3 rRNA genes are annotated in these 5,539 nt (G+C 54.7%); all 3 read left to right on the top strand.

The features are described 5' to 3' along the window. The first annotated feature begins 259 nt into the window (after positions 1-259). The 3 genes from KAF39_RS15845 to rrf all read left to right on the top strand — a co-directional run bounded on the left by KAF39_RS15845 (position 260) and on the right by rrf (position 5,530). Positions 260-1,784 (top strand): 16S ribosomal RNA (locus KAF39_RS15845). Between the two features lie 415 nt (positions 1,785-2,199). Beyond that, a 23S ribosomal RNA gene (locus KAF39_RS15840) occupies positions 2,200-5,302 on the top strand. A gap of 111 nt (positions 5,303-5,413) precedes the next feature. Then, a 5S ribosomal RNA gene (gene rrf, locus KAF39_RS15835) occupies positions 5,414-5,530 on the top strand. The 16S, 23S and 5S rRNA genes sit together here, the layout of an rRNA operon. The last annotated feature ends 9 nt before the right edge of the window (positions 5,531-5,539 follow it).

Genomic DNA, 5,539 nt, shown 5'->3' with positions numbered 1-5,539 from the left:
TAAGATAGAGAAGTTGCCCTGCGGGCCTGGCTGTGATGGCTGGGTCGTGGGAGCATCCGATCCTTGAGAACTCAACAGCGTGCACTTGTCAAATGCCAAATTGTCCTCGTCTAGCTTCGGCTGGGTGAGAATTCCTTTGGATCAAAGACCAGCCTCCTTGTGGGGTTGGCAACGGATGAAGTCAGCAATGAGTTCGTCTCTTTGGTCAGCATCAAACTCGCTGCGTTCCGGTTTTTCCCCGGTTCGTATGCATTTCTTTTTTACGGAGAGTTTGATCCTGGCTCAGGATGAACGCTGGCGGCGTGCTTAACACATGCAAGTCGAACGGTGAACACGGAGCTTGCTCTGTGGGATCAGTGGCGAACGGGTGAGTAACACGTGAGCAACCTGCCCCTGACTCTGGGATAAGCGCTGGAAACGGCGTCTAATACTGGATATGTGACGTGACCGCATGGTCTGCGTTTGGAAAGATTTTTCGGTTGGGGATGGGCTCGCGGCCTATCAGCTTGTTGGTGAGGTAATGGCTCACCAAGGCGTCGACGGGTAGCCGGCCTGAGAGGGTGACCGGCCACACTGGGACTGAGACACGGCCCAGACTCCTACGGGAGGCAGCAGTGGGGAATATTGCACAATGGGCGAAAGCCTGATGCAGCAACGCCGCGTGAGGGATGACGGCCTTCGGGTTGTAAACCTCTTTTAGCAGGGAAGAAGCGAAAGTGACGGTACCTGCAGAAAAAGCGCCGGCTAACTACGTGCCAGCAGCCGCGGTAATACGTAGGGCGCAAGCGTTATCCGGAATTATTGGGCGTAAAGAGCTCGTAGGCGGTTTGTCGCGTCTGCTGTGAAATCCCGAGGCTCAACCTCGGGCCTGCAGTGGGTACGGGCAGACTAGAGTGCGGTAGGGGAGATTGGAATTCCTGGTGTAGCGGTGGAATGCGCAGATATCAGGAGGAACACCGATGGCGAAGGCAGATCTCTGGGCCGTAACTGACGCTGAGGAGCGAAAGGGTGGGGAGCAAACAGGCTTAGATACCCTGGTAGTCCACCCCGTAAACGTTGGGAACTAGTTGTGGGGTCCATTCCACGGATTCCGTGACGCAGCTAACGCATTAAGTTCCCCGCCTGGGGAGTACGGCCGCAAGGCTAAAACTCAAAGGAATTGACGGGGACCCGCACAAGCGGCGGAGCATGCGGATTAATTCGATGCAACGCGAAGAACCTTACCAAGGCTTGACATATACGAGAACGGGCCAGAAATGGTCAACTCTTTGGACACTCGTAAACAGGTGGTGCATGGTTGTCGTCAGCTCGTGTCGTGAGATGTTGGGTTAAGTCCCGCAACGAGCGCAACCCTCGTTCTATGTTGCCAGCACGTAATGGTGGGAACTCATGGGATACTGCCGGGGTCAACTCGGAGGAAGGTGGGGATGACGTCAAATCATCATGCCCCTTATGTCTTGGGCTTCACGCATGCTACAATGGCCGGTACAAAGGGCTGCAATACCGTGAGGTGGAGCGAATCCCAAAAAGCCGGTCCCAGTTCGGATTGAGGTCTGCAACTCGACCTCATGAAGTCGGAGTCGCTAGTAATCGCAGATCAGCAACGCTGCGGTGAATACGTTCCCGGGTCTTGTACACACCGCCCGTCAAGTCATGAAAGTCGGTAACACCTGAAGCCGGTGGCCTAACCCTTGTGGAGGGAGCCGTCGAAGGTGGGATCGGTAATTAGGACTAAGTCGTAACAAGGTAGCCGTACCGGAAGGTGCGGCTGGATCACCTCCTTTCTAAGGAGCATCTGACATCTTCGGGTGTCCAGAACCCAGATCGAAGGCGTACGTTCTTCGCTGGGAGCTCATGGGTGGAACATTTGACATGGTGCGAGGGATGTTGTTCTTCTTCAGTACGCTGCTTCGGTGGTTGGAACGGGGAGGGTGGCGGATGTCGCACCTGCACGCTGTTGGGTCCTGAGGGACCGGATGCGGATCTTTCGGGATCTGGTCTGAACCTCTGGACCTCTTTCTGTTTGTCCTTGTGGGGGCAGGTGGATGGGGGTTCCGCCCGTACTTTGAGAACTACACAGTGGACGCGAGCATCTTGCAACTGGTCGTTGATCAGTTGCGCAAGATGATCTTAAAGATCATTAGTCAATTTCTGATTCAGTCTTCGGACTGGTCGGGTTTTTGATTCAAACTCATGTGATTTCAAGTCTTTAAGAGCAAACGGTGGATGCCTTGGCATCTGGAGCCGAAGAAGGACGTAGCAATCTGCGATAAGCCTCGGGGAACTGATAAGCAAGTTTTGATCCGAGGGTGTCCGAATGGGGAAACCCCGCTGGGCGGCGTGCCGACCTAGTGACTCCCGCCTGAATATATAGGGCGGGTAGAGGGAACGTGGGGAAGTGAAACATCTCAGTACCCACAGGAAGAGAAAGCAACCGCGATTCCGTTAGTAGTGGCGAGCGAAACCGGATCAGGCTAAACCGAGTGTGTGTGATATCCGGCAGGAGTTGCATATTCGGGGTTGTGGGACTCACCAGTCAGTTCTGCCGAGCTGGCGACGTTACAGAAGCGTATAGACGAACGGTCTTGAAAGGCCGGTCATAGAGGGTGCCAACCCCGTAGTCGAAATGCGTGTTCTGGCGTGGAGAGTATCCCAAGTAGCACGGGGCCCGTGAAATCCCGTGTGAATCTGTCAGGACCACCTGATAAGCCTAAATACTCCCAGATGACCGATAGCGGACAAGTACCGTGAGGGAAAGGTGAAAAGTACCCCGGGAGGGGAGTGAAATAGTACCTGAAACCGTTTGCTTACAAACCGTTGGAGCACCCCTGGTAGGTGTGACAGCGTGCCTTTTGAAGAATGAGCCTGCGAGTTAGCGATATGTGGCGAGGTTAACCCGTGTGGGGTAGCCGTAGCGAAAGCGAGTCTGAATAGGGCGATTCAGTCGCATGTCCTAGACCCGAAGCGAAGTGATCTATCCATGGCCAGGTTGAAGCGACGGTAAGACGTCGTGGAGGACCGAACCCACTTAGGTTGAAAACTGAGGGGATGAGCTGTGGATAGGGGTGAAAGGCCAATCAAACTTCGTGATAGCTGGTTCTCTCCGAAATGCATTTAGGTGCAGCGTTGCGTGTTTCTTGCCGGAGGTAGAGCTACTGGATGGCCGATGGGCCCTACAAGGTTACTGACGTCAGCCAAACTCCGAATGCCGGTAAGTGAGAGCGCAGCAGTGAGACTGTGGGGGATAAGCTTCATAGTCGAGAGGGAAACAACCCAGACCACCAACTAAGGTCCCAAAGCGCGTGCTAAGTGGGAAAGGATGTGGAGTTGCTCTGACAACCAGGAGGTTGGCTTAGAAGCAGCCACCCTTGAAAGAGTGCGTAATAGCTCACTGGTCAAGTGATTCCGCGCCGACAATGTAACGGGGCTCAAGCACGCCACCGAAGTTGTGGCATTGACATTATTGGTAGGCCTTCGTGGTCCAGCCGTGTTGATGGGTAGGAGAGCGTCGTGTGGCCAGCGAAGCGGCGGTGGAAACCAGCCGTGGAGGCTACACGAGTGAGAATGCAGGCATGAGTAGCGAATGACGTGTGAGAAACACGTCCTCCGAAAGACCAAGGGTTCCAGGGTCAAGCTAATCTTCCCTGGGTAAGTCGGGACCTAAGGCGAGGCCGACAGGCGTAGTCGATGGACAACGGGTTGATATTCCCGTACCGGCGAAGAACCGCCCAAGCTAATCCAGTGGTGCTAAACGTCCGAGCCTTCACATCGTCGCCTTCGGGTGACACCGTGGAGGGGAGCACGTGACCCCATGCTGGTGCGGTTAGCGTATTAACAGGTGTGACGCAGGAAGGTAGTCCAAGCCAGGCGATGGTTGTCCTGGTGCAAGTGCGTAGGCCGAGTCGTAGGCAAATCCGCGACTCATACAGGCTGAGACACGATGCGGATAAAAAGTGGATGATCCTATGCTGCCGAGAAAAGCATCGACGCGAGGTTCTAGCCGCCCGTACCCCAAACCGACTCAGGTGGTCAGGTAGAGAATACCAAGGAGATCGAGAGAATCGTGGTTAAGGAACTCGGCAAAATGCCCCCGTAACTTCGGGAGAAGGGGGGCCTTCGACGTATTAGGACTTGCTCCGAAAGCGTTTGGAGGCCGCAGAGACTAGTGGGTAGCGACTGTTTACTAAAAACACAGGTCCGTGCCAAGTCGCAAGACGATGTATACGGACTGACGCCTGCCCGGTGCTGGAAGGTTAAGAGGACCGGTTAGCCGCAAGGCGAAGCTGAGAATTTAAGCCCCAGTAAACGGCGGTGGTAACTATAACCATCCTAAGGTAGCGAAATTCCTTGTCGGGTAAGTTCCGACCTGCACGAATGGCGTAACGACTTCCCAACTGTCTCAACCGCGAACTCGGCGAAATTGCATTACGAGTAAAGATGCTCGTTACGCGCAGCAGGACGGAAAGACCCCGTGACCTTTACTACAGCTTGGTATTGGTGTTCGGTGTGGCTTGTGTAGGATAGGTGGGAGACTTTGAAGCGGTGACGCCAGTTACCGTGGAGTCATTGTTGAAATACCACTCTGGTCACTCTGGATATCTAACTTCGAACCGTAATCCGGTTCAGGGACAGTGCCTGGTGGGTAGTTTAACTGGGGCGGTTGCCTCCCAAAAAGTAACGGAGGCGCCCAAAGGTTCCCTCAACCTGGTTGGCAATCAGGTGGCGAGTGTAAGTGCACAAGGGAGCTTGACTGTGAGACTGACAGGTCGAGCAGGGACGAAAGTCGGGACTAGTGATCCGGCAGTGGCTTGTGGAAGCGCTGTCGCTCAACGGATAAAAGGTACCTCGGGGATAACAGGCTGATCTTGCCCAAGAGTCCATATCGACGGCATGGTTTGGCACCTCGATGTCGGCTCGTCGCATCCTGGGGCTGGAGTAGGTCCCAAGGGTTGGGCTGTTCGCCCATTAAAGCGGTACGCGAGCTGGGTTTAGAACGTCGTGAGACAGTTCGGTCCCTATCCGCTGCGCGCGTAGGAAGTTTGAGAGGATCTGACCCTAGTACGAGAGGACCGGGTTGGACGAACCTCTGGTGTGTCAGTTGTTCCGCCAGGAGCACCGCTGATTAGCTACGTTCGGGATGGATAACCGCTGAAAGCATCTAAGCGGGAAGCCGGCCTCAAGATGAGACTTCCATACCTTCGGGTGAGAGGCTCCCAGCCAGACTACTGGGTTGATAGGCCAGATGTGGAAGCACGGTAACGTGTGCAGCTGACTGGTACTAATAAGCCGATGACTTGATAACACACCGTTTGTTGGTGCTTGCGTCCACTGAGTGGTTCTCGATGTACGGTCGAGAACTACCTTCAACAATGATTCATCATTGCTTTAGGTTTGATTGAAACATCAATAGTGTTTCGGCGGCCATAGCGTGAGGGAAACGCCCGGTCACATTCCGAACCCGGAAGCTAAGCCTCACAGCGCCGATGGTACTGCAGGGGGGACCCTGTGGGAGAGTAGGACACCGCCGGACTCCTTTTAG

Source organism: Microbacterium sp. BLY, from assembly GCF_017939615.1.
Taxonomy (GTDB): Bacteria; Actinomycetota; Actinomycetes; order Actinomycetales; family Microbacteriaceae; genus Microbacterium.
The sequence above is the reverse complement of the archived record's forward strand: the minus strand, read 5'-3'. Positions and strand labels throughout refer to the sequence as shown.